15 protein-coding genes and 1 riboswitch are annotated in these 25627 nt (G+C 37.4%); of the genes, 9 read left to right on the top strand and 6 right to left on the bottom strand.

The annotated features are described in order from the left end of the window. Positions 1–80 precede the first annotated feature (80 nt). The 6 genes from ACTJJF_RS11830 (at position 81) to pckA (ending at position 9210) form a co-directional block, all read left to right on the top strand. Entirely contained in the window at positions 81–2021 is a 1941-nt protein-coding gene (locus ACTJJF_RS11830; protein WP_440699784.1) for a putative porin, read from the top strand. A gap of 12 nt (positions 2022–2033) precedes the next feature. Further along, positions 2034–3620 carry a bacillithiol biosynthesis cysteine-adding enzyme BshC gene (gene bshC, locus ACTJJF_RS11825; RefSeq protein WP_312300255.1) on the top strand — a complete coding sequence of 529 codons (1587 nt, stop codon included), beginning with the start codon at positions 2034–2036 and terminating at the stop codon, positions 3618–3620. Positions 3621–3658: 38 nt separating this feature from the next. After that, on the top strand, positions 3659–5602 hold the full coding sequence (locus tag ACTJJF_RS11820; protein ID WP_440699783.1) for a LysM peptidoglycan-binding domain-containing protein: 1944 nt from the start codon (positions 3659–3661) through the stop codon (positions 5600–5602). Positions 5603–5672: 70 nt separating this feature from the next. After that, positions 5673–6548, top strand: a complete 876-nt coding sequence (gene fabD / locus ACTJJF_RS11815) for an ACP S-malonyltransferase (RefSeq protein WP_312300251.1) — start codon at positions 5673–5675, stop codon at positions 6546–6548. 12 nt (positions 6549–6560) lie between these two features. Continuing rightward, on the top strand, positions 6561–7466 hold the full coding sequence (locus ACTJJF_RS11810; protein WP_440699782.1) for a GYDIA family GHMP kinase: 906 nt from the start codon (positions 6561–6563) through the stop codon (positions 7464–7466). A gap of 127 nt (positions 7467–7593) precedes the next feature. After that, positions 7594–9210: a phosphoenolpyruvate carboxykinase (ATP) gene (gene pckA, locus ACTJJF_RS11805; RefSeq protein WP_440699781.1), complete on the top strand. Its 1617-nt coding sequence runs from the start codon at positions 7594–7596 to the stop codon at positions 9208–9210. Between the two features lie 160 nt (positions 9211–9370). On the opposite strand, the gene ACTJJF_RS11800 is transcribed toward pckA, so the two are convergent. Next, a complete protein-coding gene (locus tag ACTJJF_RS11800; protein WP_312300246.1) occupies positions 9371–9778 on the bottom strand; it encodes a type II 3-dehydroquinate dehydratase in 408 nt (135 codons plus the stop codon). Positions 9779–10025: 247 nt separating this feature from the next. After that, positions 10026–10122, top strand: a riboswitch (SAM riboswitch). An 83-nt stretch (positions 10123–10205) separates the two neighbouring features. On the opposite strand from ACTJJF_RS11800, the gene ACTJJF_RS11795 reads away from it, so the two are divergent. After that, positions 10206–13139: a SusC/RagA family TonB-linked outer membrane protein gene (locus ACTJJF_RS11795; RefSeq protein WP_440699780.1), complete on the top strand. Its 2934-nt coding sequence runs from the start codon at positions 10206–10208 to the stop codon at positions 13137–13139. An 18-nt stretch (positions 13140–13157) separates the two neighbouring features. Next, positions 13158–14651: a RagB/SusD family nutrient uptake outer membrane protein gene (locus ACTJJF_RS11790; protein ID WP_440699779.1), complete on the top strand. Its 1494-nt coding sequence runs from the start codon at positions 13158–13160 to the stop codon at positions 14649–14651. A 264-nt stretch (positions 14652–14915) separates the two neighbouring features. Here ACTJJF_RS11790 and ACTJJF_RS11785 read toward each other — a convergent pair whose 3' ends face one another. The 5 genes from ACTJJF_RS11785 to ACTJJF_RS11765 form a co-directional block, all read right to left on the bottom strand. Continuing rightward, positions 14916–15338 carry a hypothetical protein gene (locus ACTJJF_RS11785; protein ID WP_440699778.1) on the bottom strand — a complete coding sequence of 141 codons (423 nt, stop codon included), beginning with the start codon at positions 15336–15338 and terminating at the stop codon, positions 14916–14918. A 2-nt stretch (positions 15339–15340) separates the two neighbouring features. Next, positions 15341–22219, bottom strand: a complete 6879-nt coding sequence (locus ACTJJF_RS11780; protein ID WP_440699777.1) for an RHS repeat-associated core domain-containing protein — start codon at positions 22217–22219, stop codon at positions 15341–15343. Positions 22220–22341: 122 nt separating this feature from the next. Further along, positions 22342–22815, bottom strand: a complete 474-nt coding sequence (locus ACTJJF_RS11775) for a hypothetical protein (protein ID WP_312300236.1) — start codon at positions 22813–22815, stop codon at positions 22342–22344. Between the two features lie 6 nt (positions 22816–22821). After that, positions 22822–23895, bottom strand: a complete 1074-nt coding sequence (locus ACTJJF_RS11770; protein WP_440699776.1) for a hypothetical protein — start codon at positions 23893–23895, stop codon at positions 22822–22824. A 6-nt stretch (positions 23896–23901) separates the two neighbouring features. Further along, the gene (locus tag ACTJJF_RS11765) at positions 23902–24867 is read right to left on the bottom strand and encodes a cell wall anchor protein (protein WP_440699775.1); all 966 of its coding nucleotides are present in this window, start codon (positions 24865–24867) and stop codon (positions 23902–23904) included. Between the two features lie 393 nt (positions 24868–25260). On the opposite strand from ACTJJF_RS11765, the gene ACTJJF_RS11760 reads away from it, so the two are divergent. Continuing rightward, the gene (locus tag ACTJJF_RS11760) at positions 25261–25584 is read left to right on the top strand and encodes a DUF6660 family protein (RefSeq protein ID WP_312300232.1); all 324 of its coding nucleotides are present in this window, start codon (positions 25261–25263) and stop codon (positions 25582–25584) included. The last annotated feature ends 43 nt before the right edge of the window (positions 25585–25627 follow it).

Below are 25627 nucleotides of genomic sequence, written 5' to 3'. Positions count from 1 at the left end.
TCATATTATATAGAACCCCTGCTCCAAGCAGGGGTTTTTATTTGCTATTATTTCTTATTTTTGCTGAACAATAATGAATAATGAAGTACATCCTTTTCATATTTTCCTTCTTTAGCTTTGCAGCGCAGGCTCAGATTGTTGACAAAGCAGAGGTGAAAAATCCTCAGGTCAAAAAAGAAGATACATTGGTAATCGATTCCGGAAAAAAAGATTCCCTGAAAATTTTTAAACCTACTATTGAAGATTACCAGTTTCAGACCCAGTTTTCTGAAAAGAAAGTGTTTGATACTGTAATGACTTTTGATAAAACCCATATTTTTTCTCAATATAACAACAGTGATAACTTTGGAAGAGTGCAGCCTGCCAATATTGGTGCAGGATTCAATCCTTTGGTATTTGAAGTTAATCCGGAGCAGAACCTGTCTTTATTACCTTCCAACAAATCTTATATGATTCTTGGAGCCAATGAGGTAAAATACTATGACGTAAAAACACCTACCGCTTCATTTATTTATCATAATGCAATGCGAAACGGTGCAGCTTTGAGATCTACCTACACCCAGAATATCGGGAAAAGATTCAACTTTGCGCTTGAATATATGGGGCTTCGCTCTCAGGGACTTTACAGGAACTCATTGGCGGCAAATAACAATACTATATTTTCCGGTCATTATGTTTCTAAAAGCGGAAACTATGAATTATTTGCCCATTATCTCCATCAAAACGTAAACAATCAGGAAAGTGGCGGGATCACTGAAGATAATCTGTTCCAGAATGGTGACAGTAACTATAAAAACAGACAGAATGCCCAGGTACAACTGACATCGTCAAGCTCTCAGTTATCATATAGAAGATATTATCTGAGTCATCAGTTTACCCCGTTCAATGCAGAGAAGTTTCCTTTCAGCATCAGACACACTATTTCACATCAGGGAAATAAATATTATTATAACCAGGGCGCATTGGAAAACTATTGGTATAGAGTGCCTGAAGATCTGGTCAATGGATTTCCTTTGACCACAAAGAAATACTCTGACAATTTCAGCAATACGCTAAGCTTAATTTTTAATAATGAAAAATTTAAACTGGATGCTGGAGTACGTTATCAGATGATCAAATTGGGGATTAGAGATGTTGTTGCCCTTAATGGTGTTCCTTTTCCAGGTGAACTTAAAGAAAACAGAATCGGAGCGGTAGGAAACTTGCAGGTAAAACTTTGGGATAAAATTCAGTTGAATTCATTCCTGGAATTCTCAAACGGCAGCCAGTTTAAAAGCTATCTCAGAACAGCTAATAATTTGAAGTTTGAGCCGATAAAAGATTATTTTGTTAATGCTAAAGTAAACTTTCAAAGTGCTTATCCTTCCTTCAATTATTTGTTGAATACTTCCGTTTACAACAATTTCAACTATTACTTTGAAAATGCAAAGAATCAGTCGGTAATGGAAATAGGGGGAAGTATTAATCTGAAATGGTTCAAAACAGAGATTTTCGCCAATTATTTCAGAATTGATAACTATACTTATCTTGATAGTAACGGAAATCCGAAGCAAAGTGAAAATTCTGTGAATATTTCCCAGATCGGAGGTGATGCCACATTCAGCTTTGGTAAATTCCATCTGAATACCAGGCTGCATTTCCAGAATACCCTGACAAATAAAAATCTGCTTCCTCTGCCTGGATTTATCGGAAGAGCGAACTTCTTCTATCAGACTCAGGCCTTTAAAAAAGCAGCTGAAATTCAGGCCGGACTTAAAGTGTATTATTTCTCCAAATTTGCTTCAAGAGATTACTTCCCTGTCCTTAATGAATATATTCTTCCCCGTACAGATTCATTCTCTATCGGAGGACAGCCTATTGCAGATCTTTACATCAATATGAAGGTGAAAAAAATGTTCTTTTTCATAGAAGGACAACAGGTAGGCACCTTTATTTCCAATAATAAAGCATATGCATTTCCACATTATCCGGTATATGATTTCAGATTGAATATTGGAATTGTGTGGTATTTGTTCAACTAAAAACTTTACAGGTTGAAAACAATTAATAAAATATCATTCAACGATATAGAAAGCATCCCTCAGTTGGTAAAAGATTTTCTGGAGCAGAAAATTGAGGGTTTTGAAAATACAACATTCTCTGTTGAACATTTCCGTCAGCAGATTCAGGTGAAGAAAGATTCCTTTACTTCAGAAAAGAGAGAAATATTGTTTGATGTGTTGAGCAGTCAGCTTGCGGATCTTCATCTTACCTCGAAACAGAAGGAAAACCTGGAATATCTTAAACTTCCCAATACATTCACCATTACAACAGGGCATCAGTTGAACCTGTTTTCGGGACCTGTTTTCTTTGTCTATAAAATTTTACAGACTATCAAGACCTGTACCTATCTGAAAGAATATTTCCCGGACTTTAATTTCGTTCCTGTTTATTGGATGGCATCAGAAGATCATGATTTTGCGGAGATCAACCACTTTAAAACAGAAAATAATTACTATGAGTCTAATGAAAAATCCGGTGGACCGGTAGGACGAATCGAGATCAGTAATACTTATTTTATTTCGGAATTTGAAAAAGAATTCAAAGATTCTGTTTTCGGGACTGAGCTGATCTTAATGATGAAGGAAGCTTATAAGACAGGAAATACTTTGACACAGGCGATCAGAATTCTCGTGAACCGTCTATTCTCTGAATTCGGACTTTTGATTCTGGATGGAGATTCCAAAGAACTTAAAAACCAGATGAAGTCTATCTTTAAAGATGAACTTCTTGATTTCAGCCTGCAAAAAGCATCCAAAGAGAAAGTAGATTTTCTGACGGATAAATATGGGAAAGTACAGGTAAATCCCCGTGAAATCAATTTATTCTACCTTTCCGAAACCAGAGACAGAATTGATTGGAATGGTCAGAAATATAATATTGTAGATAGAAATATTCAGTTTACAAAAGAAGAACTGCTTACAGAACTGGAATATCACCCTGAAAAATTCAGCCCGAATGCCTTAATGCGTCCGGTATATCAGGAAAATATACTTCCGAATCTGGCTTATATAGGAGGAAATGCCGAAATCATGTATTGGTTGGAACTCAAAGATTATTTTTCAAAAATAAACGTTCCATTTCCAATTCTTATTCCAAGGAATTCAATGTTATTCCTGAAAGAAAAAACGTTAGGGAAGATTAAAAAACTGGATCTTAAAATAGAGGATTTTTTCCAGAACTTTACGGTCCTGACCAATCAGAAGATTTTAGAAGATAATGCCATTTTAAAAGTATTGGATAACAAAGAAAATTTATTGATCAGCAATTTTTCCGAACTCAGAACACTTGCGGAAACTACCGAAAAGTCTTTTGGAAATATGGTGAAAGCAGAAGAAGTAAGACAGTTGAAGTCATTTAAAAGAATGAAGAAAAGATTACTTCATGCGGAAAAAATAAAGCAGAATGAATTGCTGGAAAGACTTGAAAATCTGTTTTTAGATGTTCATCCCGCAAAAACCTGGCAGGAAAGAGTGTATAACTTTAGCGTATTCTTTTCAGATTATGGGTATTCGTGGCTTGAAAATTGTTTGGAAGAGATGGTGGTTCAAGATTCCAAATTAATAATTGTTGCCATTTAATTTTAAAGAAGTATTTTTGTAAATTATAATTATCGAATATGATAAAGAGGTTTTTTATTCTATCCAGTTTATGTATGGTTTTGGGAGTTTCAGCCCAGAAATCACATACGGTTGTACAAGGTGATAACCCTTACAACATTGCCAGAAAGTATGGAATGACTGTAGATGAATTGCTGAAGCTAAACCCAAAACATAAAGATGGCAAGCTGGCTATCGGAGATGTTTTAACCATAAAATCAGATAAAGCGGCAGCTCCGGTTACCAAAACTCCGGTAGCTGAAAAGGTACATACTACAGCAGGAACCGCAGTAGGTAAAATTGTATTGCAGCCTAAGCAAACGATCTATGGAATTACAAAACAGTACCGTATTTCTGAAACCGATTTAAGAAAACTGAATCCTGAACTGGATTCCCATATGAAAATCGGAGATGAGATTACATTACCTCTTGCAAGCATTAAAAAATATGGTGATCAGCAGACTGTAGTGGCAACTGCTAAACCCGTGGAAACACCAGTTGAAAAACCAGTAACAGCTACACCGGCAGCAGAAGGAGAAACATATGTGATCCAGGCCAAAGATAATTATTACAGAATTACAAAACAGTTTGGAATCAGTCAACAGGACCTTTTTGCTTTAAATCCGGGATTGGAAGAAAAAGGATTGAAGCCTGGCGAATCCATTAAAATCAAAAGATCAAATACAAATACGAATACAGATTCTGTTACTGAACCTGCAAATCCAAAAGAAAAGATGGATTCAGGGAACGAAAAATCATCAGCTGCATCCAATGTTGCAGCTGGGGACGATTATGTAACTTATACCGTTCAGCAGGGAGATACTGTATTCTCTATTGTCAATAAATTTGGGGTAAGCATCGATGAGCTTATTGCATTGAACCCCGAACTTTCAAAAGGATTGAAAACCGGCATGGTTTTAAAGATCAAAAAGCAGGATGCAGCCTATAGTAAGAAAAACGGTGATGCATTGAGTGTGATCTTAATGCTTCCTTTTGGGTACAGCACCAACGAAACCCAGTACAGAGGAATGGCTCTTGACTTTCTGACGGGAGCTAAGCTTGCTATTGAAAGAAATGCAAGAGGAGGCCAGAAACTCGATATTAAAATTGTAGATTCAGGAAATGAAGCTTCATTCAAAAACTCTCTGACTCAGATTAACCCTGAGAATACGGATTTGATTATAGGTCCGTTCTTCAAGTCGAATGTAATTGATGTTCTGGATTTTACTAAAAATCAAAAAATACCGATTGTGGCACCTTTTGCCAACACTCCGGAATTATATAACTACAGCAATCTGATTATTGTTGAAACCAACAACCAGACCTACGCAGATAAAATCGTAGAAGAAGTAAAAGGAGTATATTCTAACCAGAAAATATATGTAGTGGCAGATTCTAAAAAAGAAAATGCCAACTATATCAAAGCAGGTCTTGAAAAAGCTGTTAAAAATCCTGAAGTAATCATCGTGAATTCTCCGGCAGATATTCAGCTTGACCAGAATATGATGACAGGGCAGTCTGCCCCGGTTATTGCTATCCTGGCTAATGATGATAATAGTACAGGTGATGCTTTTGCCAATAAAGTAATTGCTTTGTCTAAAGAAGTACAGGGAGTAAAAGCTTTTAGTATGTTCTATTCTCCCGTTTTCGAAAAGAAAGTGGATGATCTGAGCCAGGCAAGTCTGGTATATCTGATGGACAGAAAGATCAATACCGAAGGTAATTTTGAAAAAGAAATCCTTGCAGCTTATAAAACCAAATATTGCAAAACACCACCAAAATATGCAATCGTAGGATTTGATGTGGTAAACGATATGCTGACGAGAGAAAATAAAAAAGGAGAAATCTTTAAGCAGATGAATAAAGTACAGACTCAGCTTGCAACAAAATTTGAGTTTGTAAAATCAAAAGCTAACGGAGCGTATGTCAATACAGGATACAGAGTCATCAGACTGGTACCTTAAATGATTTACAGTTCCCAGAAGAATATTTCTTAACATTATAGTTATATTTGCATAATATTTAATTCAATACATGAAAGCACTTGTATTTCCAGGGCAGGGTTCTCAGTTCGTAGGAATGGGAAAAGAATTGTATGATTCTAGAAAAGATATTAAAGATCTGATGGAATCTGCCAATGAAATTTTAGGTTTCGATATTCTTTCCATTATGTTCAACGGAACGGATGCGGATCTTAAGAAAACCGAGGTTACCCAGCCTTCAATATTTATACATTCAGTAGCAGCATTAAAAGCAGTAAATGGTCTTGGAGCTGAAATGGTAGCAGGACACTCTTTAGGAGAATTTTCTGCATTGGTAGCCAATGGCGTTTTATCATTTGATGATGGCCTGAAGCTGGTGTCAGAAAGAGCTAAGGCAATGCAGGCAGCTTGTGATGCTAATCCAAGTTCTATGGCAGCTATTTTAGGTTTAGAGGATGCTAAGGTTGAAGAAATCTGTGCACAGATCAGTGGAATAGTAGTTCCGGCTAATTATAACTGCCCGGGGCAATTGGTAATTTCAGGAGAAACAGCTTCAGTGGAAGAAGCATGTGTAAAACTGAAAGAAGCAGGAGCAAAAAGAGCATTATTATTACCTGTAAACGGAGCTTTCCACTCACCTTTGATGCAGCCGGCACAGGAAAGACTGGCGGCAGCTATTGAGAAAACAAAATTCAGAAAAGCAACCATTCCTGTATACCAGAATATCACGACTACAGCAGTAACGAACCCTGATGAGATCAAACAAAACCTGATCGATCAGCTTACTGGTCCTGTAAAATGGACGCAGTCTGTACAAAATATGATTAAAGACGGTGCATCAAACTTCGTAGAAGTAGGACCGGGAAAAACCCTTCAGGGATTGATCAAAAAAATTGACGGATCGGTAGAAGCTGCTTCTGCAATCTAATTAAGAAAAAATATGAAAGCGATTTTTTCACCGGGCAAGCTTATGCTTACTTCAGAATATTTCGCTATCGATGGAGCTCTTGTCTTAGCGGTACCTACCAGGCTGGGACAAGAGTTTTTTTTTGAAGAAAAAAATGATCACCAGTCTTTAATTTTCTGGGAAGCGCTCCATCAAAATAAACCATGGTTAAAAGCTGTCATTGATTATAAAAACTGGCAGATCCTTGAAACCAATATTCCATCAGGTGCTGAATTTATTCTGAAAACTTTAAAAAATGTTCAGCAGCTTTCTTCTGTCAAATTCAAAAACGATTTTACCTATCATCTAAAAACAAACCTTCAATTTCCGGCAGATTATGGCCTGGGAAGCAGTTCTACTTTAATGAATAACCTTGCTGAATGGGCAGAAATTGATCCTTTTCATTTAAATACAATCAGTCTTGGGGGGAGTGGATATGACATTGCCGTGGCTAAAGAAAAATCTGCGGTCCTTTTCCAGAGTAAGCCTGAGATTCAATATGAGAAGGTAGATTTTAATCCTTCTTTTAAAAATGAATTAATTTTTATTCATTTAAATCAAAAGCAGGACAGCCGGGAAGGAATCAGTTTTTATAAGTCGAAAAAGAAGTCGCCGGAACTGGTGAACGAATTTTCAGATATCACAAAGAAAATTTTATTATGCAGTGAATTGGAAAATTTTTCCGAATTACTGATGATTCATGAGCGGAAAATTGCTGATTTTCTTGAAATTCCTACAGTTAAAGAAAAAATATTCTCAGACTGCCCTGTATTTGTCAAAAGTTTGGGCGCATGGGGCGGAGATTTTGTGATGAGTGCCAAATTTGGGGGCTATAAAGACTATTTTTGGGAGAAAGGTTTTACAACCGTTTTTGAATGGTCAGATATAATTAATTTATAATCAGTAAATTACAATCCCGTTTTTTTATTTGTCATTCTGACTTATATCAGTATATTTAAACCACCTTTAACAAATAATTAATATTATTTTTGTTGAAGACAATAAAGAAATAGAAAATATAAGTAAAATGAAAAACACTAAAATCATCCAGGATTTAGAGAAATTAGGGATTAAAGGAAACTATGATGTAGTGTATAATCCTTCGTATGAAGAATTATACCAGGCTGAAGTTTCTCCTGAAAATCAGGGGTTTGAGAAAGCGGAACTTACGGAATCGGGCGCGGTATCAGTAAAAACAGGAATTTTCACAGGTCGTTCACCTAAAGACAGATATATTGTTCAGGATGATGTTACAAGAGATACAATTTTCTGGGATGGTAAAGTAAACTTACCTACAACAGCGGAAATTTTCGGGTCTTGTAAAGAACTAGTGCTGAACCAGCTTGCTGAATCTAAGAAAATTTATGTAGTAGATACATTCTGCGGAACCAATGCAGATACAAGACTTAAAGTAAGATTTATCGTTGAAGTAGCATGGCAGGCGCATTTTGTTACCAACATGTTTATCCGTCCTTCTCATTATGAGCTTGAAAACTTTGGAGAGCCTGATTTCACAGTAATCAACGGTTCTAAAACAACAAACCCGAACTGGGAAGCTCAGGGATTGAATTCTGAAAACTTTATCATGTTCAACCTTACTGAAAAACTACAGATCATCGGAGGTACATGGTACGGAGGTGAGATGAAGAAAGGAATGTTTGCTATGATGAACTATTACCTTCCATTAAAAGGTATGGCCTCAATGCACTGCTCTGCCAACGTAGGGGAAAAAGGTGATGTAGCTCTATTCTTCGGTCTTTCAGGAACAGGAAAAACTACTTTATCTGCAGATCCGAAAAGATACCTTATCGGAGATGATGAGCACGGTTGGGATAATAATGGAGTATTCAACTACGAAGGAGGATGTTACGCTAAAGTAATTGACCTGTCAGAAGAAAAAGAACCGGATATCTTCGCTGCAATTAAGAGAGATGCACTTCTTGAAAACGTTGTTGTGAACAATGGAGTAGCAGATTACACAGACGGATCTATCACTGAAAATACCAGAGTTTCTTACCCAATCTATCATATCAACAAAATTGTATTGCCTTCTAAGGCAGGACATGCTAAAAAAATTGTTTACCTTTCTGCGGATGCATTCGGAGTACTTCCTCCGGTTTCTATCCTGAATGAAGACCAGGCTCAATACCACTTCCTTTGCGGTTATACCTCTAAATTAGCAGGTACTGAAAGAGGAATTACAGAGCCTCAGCCTTCTTTCTCTCCGGCATTTGGTGAAGCGTTCCTGACATTACACCCAACGATGTATTCTAAAACATTGATCTGTAAAATGAAAGAACACGGCGCTAAAGCTTATTTGGTAAACACAGGATGGAATGGTACAGGTAAGAGAATCTCTCTGAAAGATACAAGAGCGATCATCGATGCGATCATTGACGGTTCTATCGATAATGCTCCTAAAACCCAGGTTCCGATCATGAACCTTGAAATTCCTACTGAACTTCCAAATGTTTCTACAGGTATTTTAGATCCTAGAGATACCTATGCAGACGCTTCAGAATGGGAAGAAAAAGCAAAAGATCTTGCTTCAAGATATATCAAAAACTTTGAGCAGTACTGCGATACTGAAGAAGGGAAGAGATTAATCGCTTCAGGTCCTCAACTTCAGGAACAAACTATCTAATAAGATTTTTACAGATACAGGAAAGCCTCATCAAAAGATGAGGCTTTTTTATTTACCTGTCGCAGCAATCATTCCCAGAATAGAAATCTGCGTAATCTGTCAAATCTGCGAGAAAAATATTATACTTTGCATGAATCATTAGAATGATTCAGCATTAGGCTTACTTTAAACTGAAGATAGCCAATCTGTAGCCATCCATTCCAAACCCGGATAGGACAGCATCTGTACAGGCTGCCGTTACAGACTTCTGTCTGAATTCTTCTCTTTTGTAAATATTGCTGATGTGAACTTCAATCTTAGGTTTTCTGATGTTCTTCAAACAATCGGCTATTGCATAAGAATAATGAGTGAAAGCTCCCGGATTGATCACCACTGCATCAAAATCATCTTCCTGAAGCCTGTTGATCAGCTCACCTTCAATATTAGACTGATAATAGGATAGTTCATGAGTATGAAACTCAGACTTCAGTGTTTCCAAATAATTTTCCATGGAAACAGTTCCATAGATCTCAGGTTCCCTGGTGCCTAAAAGATTCAGGTTAGGTCCGTTTATAATCAAAACTTTCATACTATAAAATTAAAAAGTTTTTTTAATAAGAAGTCAAAAAAATCAGCCAGGTTTTTTATTTTCTGTCTTTGAATTATTTTTAATGATATTTATCATACTTATGGAAACGTTAAATCTTTAAACGCTTGGTTTCAAAAGGTTTTAATAAAATCTTATGTTAATTTTTGTAAAATTTCTATTAAAAAATAAATAAGTCTACTTGTTTTGTGGACTAAATATTTATAGCTTTGCAAACATAATTTCGATCGGCTTATAAAGAAAGATGGAGGGAACTGACCCTGCGAAATCTTAACAACCTGCTACGGTAAGGTGTTACATTCAGCCTGTAAAAGGGAAAATAAGCATTTGGTTTATCGTATTTATCGATGCCCTTTGCTGACTTTTCTGCAAAGGGCAAAGTTTTAATATTTGATAAACAAAATTGATTATGATTAATAAAAATCTATTTAATTCTAAAATTTGGATCCCACCGGTTGCGGCATTTTTCTTAGGTGTTGTAAGTGTAAACGGACAGGTCTCCAAACCGAAAAAAGATACACTCCGTGAAAAAGAGATTGACGAAGTTGTCGTTGTTGCTTATGGAAAAGCTAAGAGAAACAGCTATACCGGTTCAGTAGCAACCATTTCCAGTGATAAAATTAACAATAGACCTGTAACCAATATTACCAAAGCCCTGGAAGGACAGGTGCCGGGAATCCAGACAACGACATCTTCAGGGCAACCGGGTGCCGTTGCTACGATCAGAATCAGGGGTATTGGTTCGGTAAGTGCCTCCAGCGATCCGTTATATGTAGTGGACGGAATTCCTTTTGACGGAAATCTGAATGCTATAAGCCCTAGTGATATTGAATCCATCAGTGTTTTGAAAGATGCTACTGCAAGTGCTTTATATGGTTCAAGAGGTGCCAACGGAATTATTATCATTACAACAAAATCCGGGAAAAAAGGAGAAGCAAAAGTAAACCTTAACATCAGCCAGGGGTTCTCGGGAAGAGCGGTAAAAGATTATGAGCAGGTAAGCACAGATCAATATTTTCAATTGTATTGGGAAGCTCTGAGAAACGGATATAGATCTGATAAAATATCTTCTCAGCAGGCTTCCCAAATGGCTACAGATAACCTTGTTTCAATGCTTGGAATAAACCCTTATGGTCCCGGGTATTCAAAACCGGTAGGAACGGATGGTAAATTATTGCCGGGAGCAACTCCGCTATGGAATGATGACTGGAGAGATGTTTTACAGAGAACGGCTTCAAGGAACCAGGTAGATCTTGATATCAGCGGCGGAAGTGAAAAAAGCAATTATTTCTTTTCCCTTGGGTATCTGGATGATAAAGGAATGGCTATTGAATCAGGATTTAAAAGATACAATACGAGGTTAAAGATCAATTCGGAAGTAAAAAAATGGTTAAACATTGGGATAAACCTGAACTATACCAACAGTGTTCAGCAGGCTCCTACCTCATCAGATTCCAAGGCAAGCAATGTGATTCAGGCTGCGAGAGTTGTTCCTTCATTTTATCCTTACTATGAAAGAAATCCGGACGGATCTTTTGTGTTGGATGCTGCCGGAAACAAGATTTATGATTTCGGAAAATACAGACCCAGCAGTGCGCTTCAGAATCAAAACCTGGCTGCATCTTTACCGTTGGATAAAAATGAAAACAAAGAAGATAATTTTTCAGGAAAAGGATTCATGGAATTTACTTTCTTACCGGAGTTAAAATTCAAAACGAGTTTTTCCGTTGATCTTGTTAATTATAACGGCCATTTTTACTCCAATCCGCTTTTGGGGCAAGGTACAGAAATTGGTGGGTCTGTGACCAAATCCAATACCAGAACACTTTCTTATACAACGAGTAATATCCTGACCTATGATAAGAAGTTCGGAAAACACCATATCAATGTTTTAGCCGGACAGGAATTTTATAAATACGACTATCAGACCATCTCCGGATCAAGAAGCGGTTTCTCCCTGCCTTACTACTATGAGCCGGATGCGGCTTCATTATTGGTCAACTTCGGGGGATACAGCAATAAGCTGAGTTTGTTGAGTTACCTTGGAAAAGTAGAGTATGATTATAATAATACCTATTTCCTTTCCGCTTCAGGAAGAGCAGACGGTTCTTCAAGATTTGCCTCTGACAACAGATGGGGGAGATTCTGGTCTGTGGGAGGATCATGGAAGATATCCAATGAAGATTTTATTAAGAACCTGAATGTTTTCAACCAGTTGACACTACGTGCAAGCTACGGAGGACAGGGGAATGATAAATTGCTGCGTCCAAACGGGCAGTCTCTGTATTATGGATATCAGGAGCTGTACAGAATACTGACCCTTGGCGGGGAAGCGGGGACAACCCTGGAAAAAGCAGCAACAAAAAACCTTAAGTGGGAAACCAATCTTAATATGAACGTAGGGCTGGAATTTGCGATCCTGAATAACAGAATTAAAGGGAATATCGAATATTTTAAAAGAAAAAGCCAGGACCTTCTGTTCAACGTACCGGTTGCTCCATCTTTGGGGATCAGTGATTATCCGGCGAATGTAGGAACAATCCAGAATACAGGTTTTGAATTTTCACTTTTCACCACTCCGATCAGGAATGAGGATTTCCAATGGAATGTGGATGTTAACCTGAGTACTTTAAAAAATAAAGTGACCAAATTACCCGGAGGACCACTTGTGGTAGGAACCAAACAGCTGAGAGAAGGAGGTTCCGTATATGATTTCTTTATCCAGGAATGGGTAGGCGTAGATCCAAGCAACGGAAAGCCATTGTGGAAAACCATTTCTAAAGATGCAAACGGAAACGAGGTGGAAGGAACAACTTCAGAGTATTCAAAAGCAACGAAAATAATACAGGGATCTGCATTGCCTAAACTGACAGGAGCAATCAGTACCAGCATTAATTATAAAAACTTTGATTTCTCAGGATTACTGACTTTCAAAATCGGAGGAAAGATTCTGGATGGAGATTATACTTCGCTTTTACATAACGGAAGCGCCGGAGGACGTGCATGGGGCGTGGAAATGCTGAACAGATGGACTCCTGAAAATCCTAATACGGATGTTCCGGGACTAAGCACTACAACCAACAACTGGACTTCAACGTCTTCAAGATTCCTGTATTCGGGAACATATGCGAGACTTAAAAATGTAAGTTTAGGGTATACATTGCCTTCTGATTATTTTGAAAAGATAGGATTGAAAAAATTCAGAATTTACATTCAGGCAGAAAATCTTCTGACTTTCTATAAACACAAGGGAATGGATCCTGAACAGGCACTGGACGGTACAACGTATTTCAGATATCCGGCAATGAGAACGATCACTTTTGGTCTTCAGGCAACTCTTTAACCTTTTAAAATTAAAACAATGAAAAAATTAAAATATTTATCCTTTGCAGTTATTGGATTGTGGTCGCTGACAAGCTGTGAAAGTGACCTGACTACCGCTCCAACAGATCAGGCAAACAGTGAAGAAGTCTTCAAAACGGCTGAAAGTGCAGAAACGGTAATCAACGGTACGTGGGCAAAATTCAATAATGATGGAACAACCTATGCTAATATCGGTTACTCCACAGTTCTGAGAGCGAGCGATGCTATGGGAAGTGATGTGGCCATCCTTAGAAATAAATACGGATTTTCAGCTGCCTATGATTTTACCGAAATGGTTAATACTACAGCCGGAAGACCGTTATTTATCTGGACGATGTTGTATTCAACCATCAATAATATGAACAATGTTATTGCAAGAATTGACGGTACGGAAGGAAGCCAGGAAAAAAAGGATCAGGTAAAAGGACAGGCAAAAGCTTTACGTGCTTTCTGTTATCTGAATATTGCGAGCTTTTACCAGTTCAGCTACCTTAAGGATAAAACAGCTTTGACGGCTCCCATCTATACGGAACCATCCACAATAAATACACCGGGAAGAAAGAAAGCAAGCCTGGAAGAAATTTATACATTGATTAAAAGTGATCTTACAGATGCAGACAATCTGTTGAAAAACTATTCAAGAAATAATAAAGATAAAATCAACATAAATGTAGTTAATGGGCTTTTGGCAAGAACCTATCTGAATACCGGTGAATGGAGCAAAGCTGCCGATGCTGCAAGAACAGCAAGACAGGGGTTTTCTTTTATGGCTCCGGAAAAATATAAAGAGGGATTCAATGATATTGAGAATGCAGAATGGATCTGGGGGCATAGACAGACTCAGGAGCAATCAGACGCAAGTTATGCATTCCATTACCTGGATGTGTCTTCATCAGGAAGTTTCTATTATAGCTTTATGGCTGATCCATACTTTAAAGATTTGTTTGATGCGAATGATATCAGAACTCAGTTATTTTCATGGGATGGACAGAAAGGAAGAGAAGGATTGCTGAGGTATGCAAAGTTTAAATTTAAGCCCAATCTTATTGCTGATATCGTGTATATGAGAGCTGCTGAAATGTACCTGATCGAGGCTGAAGCTGAGGCAAGAAATGGAAATATTTCCCAGGCAGTTACTGCTTTAAATCAATTGAAAACGGCAAGGAAGGCAAATGCTTATACAGGTCCGTTAGCTCAGAATGAGGTTGTGAAAGCAGTTTTGATTGAAAGAAGAAAGGAATTATTCGGTGAAGGATTTTCTCTTTCAGATATTATCAGAACCCAGGGAAGTGTGGAGAGAAAACCTTATGTAGATGATCAGGGGAAACCAATTAAAGTTCAGGTGATCACACCGGAAGGAGCCGTGAAAACCGTTGATGGGAAGGGACATTCTGTTTTTGCATTCCCTGACCAGTCTGCTTTTGCTCCGAACAGCAATTACTATTTATTCAGTATTCCTCAGCGGGAAGCAGAGAATAACCCGAATTTATAATATACAGTTCATATTAGATTTGATTTTTTTAGCCACTGCTTTTGCGGTGGCTTTTTTGTGAATGTTTATCTGATGAAAAATGCCTGTTTCATTATCTTGAAACAGGTTGATTTTTTGTATTTTTAAGGATTTGGTGCTGTTGAAGTACAGTTTGTGATATTGAATAGCTTAAACGAAATCAGATACTCCGGTAATTAAAAGTCCGTTTCACCTTTTGGTGAAACGGACTTACAGACTATTTTGATTAACTTATTATTGCTTTTGCTAATCTACCAAAGAACTTTCCATTCTTTCTTCGGTCTTCCAAATGCCTTTATCATTTTTGAGAAGATAAATTACATTTGAATTTCTAATATCTTGTAAATAGGTATTTACCTGAATCAGACAATACTTCTTATCAATGGAAAAAAAAGGCACTGATATTCTGGTATGTTCATTATTGTCTTTCTTAATAAAATCTATTTTTTGTAGATCCAGTTGATTGTCATATGTTCCGGTCTCTTTAGAAAAGTTATATTTTTCTAAGAATCCGTCATCAAATTCATCAACAACAGATTTCACGGGAATAACTTCTTCTGAAAGATTAATCAGCTGAACATTATTTTTTTTAGAAAAGTCACTAATGAAGTTTTCTTTCTGATGACAGGAAAACAAAAATAATAAAAGGTATAAATAATGAACTTTCATAACTATTTTATAAAATTGATATTAATTTTTTTCGTACCACTGTTTAAAAGGTTTTCAATTTGTTGATTAAACTTCTGGAAAGTACTGGAATTAAAATCTCCGGCTGGTATATAGCTGTCTATTTTAATTTTTTCGTACCATCCATTTTTAATCAGGAAGTTGGTACCTGCTTTTTGTATGTGCCAGTGTCCTACATCGTCACGTAAGCTGCCCCAATCAGGAGAAAGAGCAACGGATGCTTCATTCCATAAACCTGCATTGGCGATTTTTACGTGATCTAATTCATGTCGCATCACAAAGGCCAGCTGCTCTCTGCTTGAGAAGGCTTTGTCGGATAAATACATCTTCACTTTTCCAACTCTAAAACCAGCCTTGTCTACTCTTACGTCTGTAGCTCCTAAAGCTTTAACGGTTACCGTTTTTCCATCCACTACTTTTGTATATTCAAGAGCTCCATTGGCATTCATCTTACCACCAAGTCTGCTGGCATCATTGTAGATGTTATTTTTACTTAATCCCTCTTCTACTCCAAGCTGTTTTTCATAAAGCTCTCTGGCGTAAGAACGATCGCCAACAGGAGTTCCTGGACTAAGTGTATTGGCTTCGCTATCTTCCATATAAACGGTCACTTTTTTTGTGAAAAATATGCGATATACCCCATACGATATTGCGCTCATAGCAGCACCTACTACTGCTCCTTTTGCAATTCCCTCAAGGAATTTAGTTCCGTTTGCCAATGACTGTACCATTGCACTTCCTGCTCCGGATAATGCTCCGTTTCCAACTGTAGCGAGAAAAGTTCCTGCACTGAATACCTGTCCGAGGCCTGCTGATACAGCTCCGGTAATTGACCCAATGGTGACGGCTTTGAAAAAGCCTCCTACACTGAAGTTTCTTGTCAGATAAGCTTTTGCCAGATATAAAAACGTGGCAATAGCTGAGGAGATTATCGCTCCAGTCATCACTGTAGCCCAAAAAGCTCCCATCGCAGCGAGAAAAGCAAATTGGAATACCTCTCCATTAGGATCACTAAACATTAATGGGTTATTCAGTACATATCCATACTTATTATAGTTTTGAGTGTTGTATGGATCCTGAATGTTTTCATCTGCATTTAAAAATCTTCTGAGTAACGGATCATACAATCTTCCGTTCATGTGGATAATTCCTACCTCCGCAAAATGCTCATGGCTGGTGTAGCCTCTGTCTACTAATAATGAAGCATTATCAATACTGTTCTTATCTGTAAGAATAGGGCCGTTTCCAATCTGAAGATGGGTGAAATTCCCCCAGGCATCAAAATGCCTCTGTTCCAGTTTATTTCCTGCTTCATCACTGATCGCAAGAATACTTCCTAAATAATCTTTATGTAAAAATTTATAAGACCCGTTCGTTTCATTATAATTTTTTAAATATACAATATTACTTTCATATGGTGTCCCGCCAATATAAAGGATGTGTTTTTCCTTTCCTGTCAGATTGTCTTTAATCACCTCAAAGCTACCATCTTCGCTGTAGAATTTTGTGAATTTTCCTTCCTGATCAGGGGCAAAATTACCTCCATAAGTAACTCTCTGCCTCATGGCTGTTAATCCGTATTGGAAAGCAACATCTCCTTTTTCTCCATCAATGAATATCGGGTCATTGTTTTCGTTATAAGCAATGCTTTGGATCAGATCATTATTGTAGTTCTGGGTGCCGACCGCATTAAGGGTCATTCCTGTTGGCTGGTAAACCTTTGCTGAGTTTTCAAACTTAATTTTTCCAACCTGATCATTTTCAAAAATTCTTCCTTTAGCGTCGTAAACGTTGAAACTATATTGACCTGTTACAGGATTACTCCATTTAACCAATCTGTTGTTATCATCATACTCAAACGATTCATTGATGTTAAAATCACCTCCCGTAGCCCTGCTTCTCAACTCATTTTTGATAGCGTCGAATGAGTAGGTAATCTGTAAGATATTTTGTTTAACCGCTGATGAGTGGTTGATGCTGGTCAGAAAACCAGTATCGTTATTATACATGTTAAGGATGTCTGCTGCGCCCAGTTTGGCTTTAACAATTTGCCCTTTCTCATTGATGTCTTTCAGCTCTGATAGAACTTTTCCTGAGTTCTTATCTTTTACCTGATAGAGTTCTCCGTTCCAACTGCTGTATACATTCTCAATCATTATTTTGGTCAGGATTCCGGATGAGTACAGCTGTCTTTCATAAGAGATCTCTCTTGCCTTATCATCATAGATGATCCCTTTCTTAATAAAGTACTTACCGTTGCTGCTCTCTGAAACAGAAATCACTCTTCCCTGAGCATCATATGCTATGGTAGAACTATATTCTTTCCCTTTTGAAGTTCCTGTTTTTGTCGTTATTCTGCCTTTGTTGTCATAGGTAAAGGAAAGTATTTTGTTCGTAGCCTGTCCACCGTCTGTTGCAGAAATTTCCTTTTGGGAAATAAGTTGGCCCAGATTATTGTAGATATATTCTTTTGTTCCTTTAGGACTGATTATTTTCTTTATTTGGGCAAAGCCATCGTACTCGTATTTATATTTTCCGTTCGAAGGATCATTAAATTCTATTTTTCTTCCCCATGAATCATACTGAGTTGTGACAATGTTTTCCGCATACTGAGCCTTGATTTGGTCTCCGGCAGCATTATAAGAAAACTTAATAGTTCCTCCTTTGTCTGTTGTAGAAATTACATTTCCAAGTGGATCCAGCGTTTTCGTAGTGATTCTTTTATTCCCTTTGGTCTCTTCAATCGTAGTGATTAAGCCGGAAGTAGTGCTTATTGTTTCTGCGCCGCTGAATGATAGTGTGGTCACTTTCGGAGGAAAAACAGAATCGTTATATATAACCTTATTCCATTGTCTTAGATTAGAATCGCTTTCAAAATAAGGCTGGCTTTCAGCTGTTTTCCTTCCCAGAATATCAAATTCGGTGTCTTTTGAAATAAATTGCCCTTCCTTAAATGCTTTGGTTGTTGTTTTATAATTTTGTCCTAATAAATTGGTGTAGGCAATGGTAATATCTCCATCAGGAGCGTATTTTGTTACCTTTGTTCCTATAACACGCTTGATAAAACCAGGTGTTGTCACACGGAACAGAGTTTCATACTGGTAAGTTGTCATCCCCTGAAGATTAGATTTGGAAGTTAAAACCTTTCCCCACTCATCATAAGTATTGGTTACCGTATTACCTGTAGGATCAGTTTGGGTAAGCACCTGTCCCAGACTGTCATAGATGGTATTGGTTTCCAGACCGAGATTATCAGTCTGCTTTACAATAAATCTTCCCGTGTCATCATATTGGGCTTTATTCGTTTGGGTTTGTGAATCTGAACTATTGATCACTGTCTTCTGAATAGTGTTCCCAAATCCATCGTAATTATAAGTTTCCTGTAGATAGGCAGTATTATCTCTGTTCCATTTTTTTAAGGTCTTTAAGAGATTGCTTTCATATACGTATTCCTCTTTAGAAGATTTAGTATCACCATAAACCTGTATTGTACTGGTTTTTACCTTTGGACGGCCGATATAATAATCCGGACCTGAAGCTGAAGGATTATGGATGTATTCAAAGTTAGAAGTTGTGACAGCAAAATTATCATTTATCTTAGAGATACTTTGTGATGGAAGATAGTATTCTCCATAAGTTATACTACTTGTGGCAACTGTATTGGTCAGAAAATCTTTTGATCTTGTTGATTTCGGAACAACAGCGGTAACAATTTTGGATTTATCTACATTGTTCAGAGAAGTGAGTACCTGTCCGTTTAGTAATTTATCTGTCTGATAAATAGTAGACTTAAAACTTAATAATTGAGTGTTGTTCTCAGAAAGATCTGCAGGGAATATCTTGCTCTCATCATTGGTTCTTGTTGTCCATTCTTTTACAACGGCAGCATCATTCAGAGGATCAATCTCAACACCGCTCCAGATTTTTGTGTTTTCGAAACCATCCGCATACCATGATGAACGGGCAGACTGACGGAAGCCTATAATACCTTTCCCCAGTAAATGAGAAACAAAACCTCTATAACGGAAATCCTGCTTTCTTCCCCATGATCTCAGCTGAGATACGGCAGTAGTCTGATATACTTTATTAAGTTCTAAATAAGGATACTGTTCTTTTTTTACAGGTTGATATACATTTGAATCAACATCAGGATTAAGCTCTTTATACTCAACCTCTGTTTTTATATTTCCCTGAGTGATACCTACAATTCTGGACTCTTTTGAAACATCATAATAGTTAAACTTAAATAATTTACTTTTTTGGAAAACAAGAATGTTCTCATCAGACATATTCACTCTGAAGTTTCCGAATATCGGTGTGTAGTGCTCTGCTACATTAGACCAGGTGAACTGTTCCATGCTCGGAATATACCATGTTCTGTTTGTATTATACAGATAAGGATACCCTCTGCGGTTCTCAATAAGTGGTCTGTTGGAATTGTTAACGATGCTCTTATAATTAACCAGCTTTTTCTTTTGGAATTCAATGCCTGCAGAAGCAGCTTTATATCCTTTATTTTCATACAGATTAACAAGGAATCTGGATTGTGCCCCTCCGGCCTGGCTGATCTGTACTAATGAATAAAATTCGATAAAATCAGATTTTCCATCCCTGTTAAGATCCTGGGCTACATAGGTTCTTCTGTGGGAATACCATGGGATGTGGTTGTCCGGATCATTCTGTGATTCCTGGAAGTAACAGAAGTTGGAGTAATATTTTTCGGCAAAACCTTTCCCGGTGGAGGTGTACATTCTCCAATCCGATGAATCGAAAGCTGTAGGAATTAAAAAGTCTGTTTTCCCGTCACCGTTATAATCTCCTGGTACAGCACTTCCCCAAATCCCTGAAATAGACATTGTACCATTGGTGGTATTGCTTACTGCAGGTGATTCAATAACTGTAATACTTTGACCATCATCCTTTAGTTTAACAAAAGTAGCCACATTATTCCTCAATGTAAGGAAATCAGTTTTGCTATCCCCGTCGAAATCCCCAGTCATGTAATTACTCATTGCCGGTGAATTCTTAGGCAGAAGTTCAAAGGAAGCAAAAGAAGCACTATTTTGAATATCTTTATCTAAATTGACACGTAAATACTTATACAGCCCATTGGCATCTTTTACGGTGACAATTAATTCCGATAACCCATCTCCGTTAAGGTCTACTTCTTTTATCTGATTTTCAGCTATTGTATTCTGATCCGTAGCATATTGACCATAGGGAATGGTTTTGCTAAACTGATAATCCAGAGTATTACTGTCTGAGAAAATATATACTTTAAATTCTAAATCAGATTTTTGAGTACCTGCAATATTATTTTTCTTGAAAAGAACCAAACTTTGCTTTGAATTGACAATATTGTTATTGTCTTTAACTACAATTGCAGAAGCATTATCAAGAGATTCTTTAGAAATATCAGCAGCTACAGATATTTTTTCAGGTTTATTATCGTCAAAAATATTTTTGAAAAGGTAAAAACCCCCCGGTTCATTCACCCACTCTATACATTTTGAATCACTGTAATCCGTATATGAAATTTGATTTTCATCTGCTCTGGGATCCAGAGGTGCTTCCGTATTATATGCTTTACAATAATTAACCGAATTGGAATATTTCAGCATATCAACTTTTCCGTCTCCATCAAAATCACCTAAAACCTTATGATCCTCTGTATAATCATAGTTGGTAGACTTCCAGCCACCTAAGTTGGATTTTTCATAATCAAAAGTAATAGAATTGGCGCTTTCTCCAGCTGAATTATATTCAGTGATTGTATTGAGGAATTGATAATCGGACCCATTAGTGTCTTTTTGATAGGTGATCTTGTAAGTCTTAATAGGCTTGAAATTATTCCTTACAGCAATTTCTGACAGAATTTTATCCTGGTTGAATTCAACTCCCTGTACATATGACTGCTCCTGTGCATCCCGGTCAATATAAAGAAAATCAATCGAATTCATATGAGGCTTATTCAATGTTTCATTTCCTCCCCAGCCTATTGAGGAAATTTTCATAACACGTTCCTGGGTTCTGAATCCGCCGGGAGTGCCATTAGGAGCATAATTGTAAGTAATAAAGTTCCCTTGTGCATCTTTCCACTTTACAATATTGTATTCTAGAGGGGTCGTTACTGTCTGATTACCCCTGAAGCCAGGTTTATAAGCACCATACCAGGCTTGTGAGCCGTCTTCGAAAGTAACTTCAAAATGAGCAGGTCCGGCGTTGAGTCCACCGTTACTGTATGTGCCAACAGATTTAATTTTAATGTTTGAATATTTTTCTGTAGTATATTCGGCACCGTCAGCTCCATATTCTCCGGATTTTAATATTAATCTTTGCCCGTTGAAACTGTAATAATCCGAGTAATCAATCTGAATACCCTTACTGTCACCGTCTTTTTCAATGTTCTTTCCGATTCTTGAAATGGAGGAAATACCGGCAACATTCCAGCCGTATCCTGCTATTCCATTTCCGGAGCCACTCGTATAAGCTAAACTTATTTGTGGAGCCACATTTTTAACACCGGGAAGTGTTGCTATCGGGAGAGTGAACTGTAATTGCCCAGCCCCGTTTACTTCTATGTTTCCTTGAGTATTATGGTAGCTAGGAGTCGTTGTTCCGCTGGGATTATTGGCCCCCGCATTGGAATCTGCAGGTCCTCCGCCAGGGTTACCTTCTGTAGCAGGTCCAACTTTGGCTAAAAACGGATTGGAAACATCCGATTTAGCATGAAATCCCTGAGCCAGAATTACCGCCTGAGGATCCTGAACGGTCCTGGAAGTAGATTCTGTCTGGTAGAGTATAGTCTGTGAGAAAGCCCATACTGAACACAGGGATAATATCAATGATGAAAATAATTTCATTGTTGTATTAATTGTTTTAATAAATGATAATTAATAAATGATAATCGTTAGATAGAAATGATATTGAATAAAGGGAAAGACTCATTCTAAATCTTTCAATACTTCAATTTTTGTTCTATACTTTATCTTTTAGTTACGTTTCGACCAAAGACTCTTCCGTCTTTCAGCGTAAAGCGTAGAATGTAAACACCCCAGTCATATCCTGTCATATTAATTTTGACCTGACGGTTCAGACCCGGAATGTTCTGTTGCTGGAACTTCCAATGAACCGTACTATGCTGATAAAGTGAAACAGATTCAATGAGCCCGTCTACCTCTTCAGTCCAGTCAATGGTAAGGTAGTCATTTACCGGAACCGGATAAAGCCTGATTTGTTTCCAGAAAGCTTTTTCATCCATGGTAGGAGCTTGCTGTGTTTTAGCCTGTTCCTGTAATTTCATCTCTTTAGGGACAAGTTCATCGGCTTTCTTGGCTGCCGCATTGGTTCCTCTGTATCGCTGGTTTCCTGCTTCATCATATTTGAAATAAACTTCGGTTTGTGAAAACCCGAAAAACCCGATCAACAGAGAAAATACAGAAAGTAATTTTCTTTTCATGATGATTTATTTTTTTTCCGTTAAAAGTTGTTGTACTATTTTTTTTAATTCGTTAATCTCTTCAGATTGCAGCTTCAAAGCTTTATTTTCTTTCTGAAGTTGCTGGATCTTTTCAGACTGAGATTTCAGCTGCTTATTTTGTTCGATCGAATAAAGAGTGAGCTCTTCCACTTTTTGTAAAAGTTTAATCTGAAACTCACCTATATTTACTCCTTCTTTTTCCATTACATGTGCAGATGCAATTTCCGGAAGATGTTTTTTCTCCCTGATGTGTTGCTCTACTTCCTCTAACTTCGGAAGGTCATAGTTCTCATCAAAAACAAAATCAGCTGTAGGCGTTGAGGTTACTTTAATTTCTTTGACCTCAAATTTACCTTGTAACGATGCATTCCCATTAGAATGTAAAGTCAGAGATTGATGTTTGGTTCCGGTGTTGGATACCAGATTAAAATTGATCTCATTATCCAGTAACCGGATATATGAACCTCCTTTTGAAGCATTGATTCTTTCCATGCTTGCTCCTCCACCTACATAATTCCTTATATTGTTTCCAATACCAACACCGGAATAAGTTAATCCTGGTTCAGAAGCCCAAAGCATTAAATCTGCAGGAGCATTGCTGCCATTGTCAGCATGTAATAAAATAGAAGTCCCTACGTGTTTTCCGTGAATAGAAAGTTTTTCCTGAGGAGAATTGGTATTGATCCCTACATTACCATTATCTGCTAAAAATAAAGGAACATCACAAATACCTGTACTGCATGGGCTGATGGCATCATATCTCATAAAGGCCAATCCTTTTGCCCAGGTATTTCCTTTCCAGATGCTCCATTCCTTTACCTGACCGGATTGTGTGTAGGAGTCATCAATAAACCTTAGCCCGGTTGGAATGTAACCTCCGTTACCTCTGATGATAGGAATATTGCCGTTGGCATTGATATCAAGGATTCCCGCAGGGGTATTCGTCCCGATACCAATATGATTATTAGATGAGGCCTGTACCGTACCGGATGGCGTATACAATTGTGCGGAAGTCAAAAATGAAGTAAATAAGACGATCGATAATAATTTTACTTTCATACGTATTTACTTTTTTGTGGAAAGAAGTTGCTGTACTTGCGCTTTTAATTCTTTGATCTCTTCAGACTGCACTTTTAATTGCTTGTTTTGCTCAATAGAATAAAGCGTCAGTTCTTCAATTTTTTCCAAAAGTTTGGCATCCATTTCAGCAACATTAATTCCGTTTTTCAATACTTCTTCAGCTGAAGGAATATTGGGAAGATGCCCTTTATTCTCAATGTGTTTTGCTACTTCTTCCAAAGATTTCAGTTGATAATCTTTTTTAAATACATAATCAGCCCAAACATTCGCTTTTACTTCAATTTCCTTGGCATGAATTTTTCCATCGAATTTTGCGATTCCGTTATTCAGGAACTTGATCCAGATTCCACGGGTAGCATCCTGAAATCCGACAAACGTTTTACCATCATTATTATCATTAGGCTGAGCGATGATAATGTTGTGAGAACTTCCCAGGTTTCTTAAAACAGTGTCACCGGGCGTACCTCCATAGCAACCGTTGCAACCTGATTTCGCAATCTGAAATGTTCCATAGGAATTGGTAACTTCCATCATCACATCATGAGTATCATATACTCTTAATAAAGAAGCTGAGTTAGAATCCGGGTCGTTAGAAGAACCAATTCGGACTTTCCCTTCATTAGATTGGAGCAAAAGCTTGCTCCAGTTTCCCCATTGAGGATCGGTTGATAAACCATTTCTGTAAAATATTCCTCCATCATTAAAATTAAGCTGATGGCGTTTATTTCCGGAATTATCAAACCAGGGTGCAATCGTTAACATTCCTGAGTAATTCCCTGTCCCCGGAACTCCGACTACATCTCTAAGTTTAAACTCTGCCTTAACCTCATGGCTATAGGCAGCGGGTAGCCCATTGATATTTCTGGTGTCATGGATGGTTATTCCTGCAGCATTTTGTGCATAAATAAGACCTGAGACCGCCATTGTGGCAATCAGTAAAGTACGTTTCATATATTGTATATAAATTAGTTAAGGGTAATATCAGGTTGCTGAAAAAATATTTTTTTCAATTTTTTTGAGAATTGGTTTAGGACTTCTTTTGAGTAATAGCAGATTGAAGATCTGTTTAGAAGTGATTATTAATTTTTTACAAAGATACAAAAGGTGTTGCTTTTTTAATTGGAAATCCTTTGTTTATCGGTGATTTGAACGTATTTGCGGGTTTTTGTTTTATGGTAGAAAATACCTGATGAGAATGGCATTTCTTTTGAATAATAAATAACGATCCAGTGAAAAAAATAGTTTTTGAAAAATAGATGAAATCATTAATTGTTTTGATTTTTGTCATATATTTAAAACTTTAGAGATTTACTCATTTTATAAAAAATCTTTACCTTTGTCACAATGAACCTGTTAAGATGGATACTGGCAATTTATTTCATGGCGTTATCATTAATGCCATGTGAAGACGTGTCTCATCCGCTGGATTCAGGAAATAAAAAAATATCATTAAGTATCCAGGACTCCCATTCAACTGAAAAAGGAGATGTCTGTTCACCGCTTTGTGCATGCAGCTGTTGTCAGATTACCGTTTCAGCATTCAGGATGGATCCTTTACTGGAAATTCCTGAGCAGATTCCTGCTTATTTTTCAAAGAAAATCTTATTTCACAAAAACGATTTTGCTTACCAGGTTTATGATCCTATCTGGCAGCCTCCTAAAATTTAATTTCTACTGATCTTTAGAAAGTTATGCTTTCTGAACGTGTTGA

Source organism: Chryseobacterium sp. 22458, assembly GCF_052044975.1.
GTDB lineage: Bacteria > Bacteroidota > Bacteroidia > Flavobacteriales > Weeksellaceae > Chryseobacterium.
The sequence above is the reverse complement of the archived record's forward strand: the minus strand, read 5'-3'. Positions and strand labels throughout refer to the sequence as shown.